Raw genomic sequence first — 2,395 nt, forward strand, 5'->3', positions numbered from 1 at the left:
TATTAAGCGACAATTACGGTGGCCGGTCTAGCGACAATTATCTTGGCCGGTTGATCTGATAAGGTTCGGTACAGCAGAACGGAGGAGTTCACTGTGCCGGGAACACGAATCACTGATCAGCAGGTCACTATTTATATGAAACATAGAAAGCGTAATAGCCAAGTTATCGCGGCTGCGAAAGCAGGTATTTCAGAACGTTCAGCAAGGCGCATTGATAAACTGGATGAGCAGCCATTGTCTAATAAACGCCAATGGCGAACGCGTATAGATCCACTTGAGTCTATCTGGGACAGTATTGTTGTCCCTCTACTTCAAGGTGATGCAACGTTAACTCCAGTGGGAATTTTTGATCACCTTTGCGAGTTTCACACCGACAAATTTAACCCTAGCTCACGGCGTACATTAGAGCGTCGAATTCATAAATGGCGGGCACTGTATGGCTCAAGTAAAGAGGTCGTATTCCTGCAAACACACGAGTATGGCCTATTAGGTATGTGTGATTTTACACATGTGAAGTCACCCGTTACCATTGCTAGTGAACCCCTAAAGCATATGTTGTTTCATTATCGTATGCCCGCCAGTGGCTGGGCTTACGCCCAAGTGATTTACGGCGGTGAAAGCTTTGCTGCTTTTTCTGATGGCGTGCAAAACGCATTTAAAGCAGCCGGCGGTGTGCCTAAAGAAGTGCGTACAGACAGTCTGAGTGCTGCGTATCGTAATCACACTAATGATAACGATTTTACAGAGCGCTTTAATGAATTAGTCACCCATTATGGCTTTAAAGCGACCCGCAATAACCGCGGTATTGCGCATGAAAATGGGGCTATTGAGAGCCCTCATGGGCATCTTAAATCGCAACTGGAGCAAGCATTAAAAATCCGTGGTAGTTATGACTTTCAGACAAGAGAAGTCTATGAATCGTTTGTTGCCGACATTGTAGCTCGCCGTAATCGCCGTGTAAGTGATAAATACGCAGTAGAGCAGCGACAATTACATGCTTTACCACGGACGATGAGCGTCAATTACACCGAGCATTATCTAACGGTGTCACGTACGAGTACTATTTCATTGAAACGTGTTACCTATAGCGTCCCGTCACGCCTTGTTGGTAGCCGATTACTTGTTCGTTTATATGACAACCGTTTAGAGCTGCGCTATGGCAGCGATTTAGTTCAAACGTTAGCGCGTGTCTATGCCTCTAAAGGGTGCCGTGCACGTAATATTAGTTACTTGCATGTTATTGACGCACTGGTTAAAAAACCATTGGCATTTCGCTACTCACAACTACGTGACGACTTACTTCCAAGCGACAATTACAAAGCTATTTGGGAATACGTTAATGCCCACCTTTTAGCGGATGAAGCGAGCTATTACATGGTGAAATTGCTCCATTTAGCGAAGCAAAGTGGGTGTGAACGTCAATTAGGACGATTTGTAGCAGCGTCAATTACTCAGCGACAATTACCGGCCATCCGAGAATGTGAAGCGCAATTTTTAGTGATTGCATCAAACATACCCACAATAACAATAAAGCAACACAGCTTGAGCGCTTATAGCAGCATGATACCGGGAGGCCTACATGGATAACTTCACGGCCTCGTTACCTTTAATGCTGAAACAATTAAAGCTTAGCACCATGCTTCAACAGTGGAATACCCTGGGCAAAAAAGCGATAGAAGAGCAATGGAGCCCGCAGCAATACTTGTCTGAGCTGTGCCATATTGAACTTGCGACACGCGATGATAAACGCCTTCAGCGGCTTTTAAAAGATGCAAAATTGCCCGTGGGTAAACACCTTAGCAGCTTCGACTTTACCCTTGTTGATGGGGTTAGTAAGCCCCTTGTTGCTGATTTAATAAATCAGCCGGATTGGTTGAAGCACGGTGGCAATATATTGCTATTTGGCGCCAGTGGTCTTGGTAAAACGCATATCGGCAGTAGTATCGGTTATGGCCTTATCGAGCAGGGCCATAAAGTTAAGTTTGTTGCCGCGTCAGCGATTGTTCAACAACTCCAGCAAGCAAAGCGACATTTACGCTTGCAAGATGAACTTGTAAAGCTCGATAAATACAGCTTATTAATCGTTGATGACGTTGGTTACGTTCGAAAAACGGAACAGGAAACGAGCGTGCTGTTTGAATTGATAGCCCATCGCTATGAGCGACACAGCATGATCATCACATCAAACAAATCATTTGAGCAATGGGATGAACTATTTGAAGATTCAACGATGACAGTCGCGGCAATCGATCGTTTGGTTCATCATGCCACGATTATTCATTGCGAAGGTGAAAGTTACCGACGCAAAACAGCGCTCAATAAGAGCAAATAAAATTCGGTGTCAACCGGCCAAGATAATTGACGCGGAACCGGCCAAGTTAATTGACGCTAGATA

Annotated in this window: 2 protein-coding genes; both read left to right on the forward strand. The window is 44.9% G+C overall.

The window, feature by feature from the left end:
* Positions 1 to 93: 93 nt before the first annotated feature.
* On the forward strand, positions 94 to 1,587 hold the full coding sequence (gene istA / locus ACTRWE_RS18950; protein ID WP_013465376.1) for an IS21 family transposase: 1,494 nt from the start codon (positions 94 to 96) through the stop codon (positions 1,585 to 1,587).
* Positions 1,580 to 2,332: an IS21-like element helper ATPase IstB gene (gene istB, locus ACTRWE_RS18955; protein WP_335675223.1), complete on the forward strand. Its 753-nt coding sequence runs from the start codon at positions 1,580 to 1,582 to the stop codon at positions 2,330 to 2,332. The genes istA and istB overlap by 8 nt, the downstream gene beginning before the upstream one ends.
* Positions 2,333 to 2,395 lie beyond the last annotated feature (63 nt).

It is taken from the genome of Pseudoalteromonas sp. G5_S1_54_S4 (assembly GCF_054968565.1).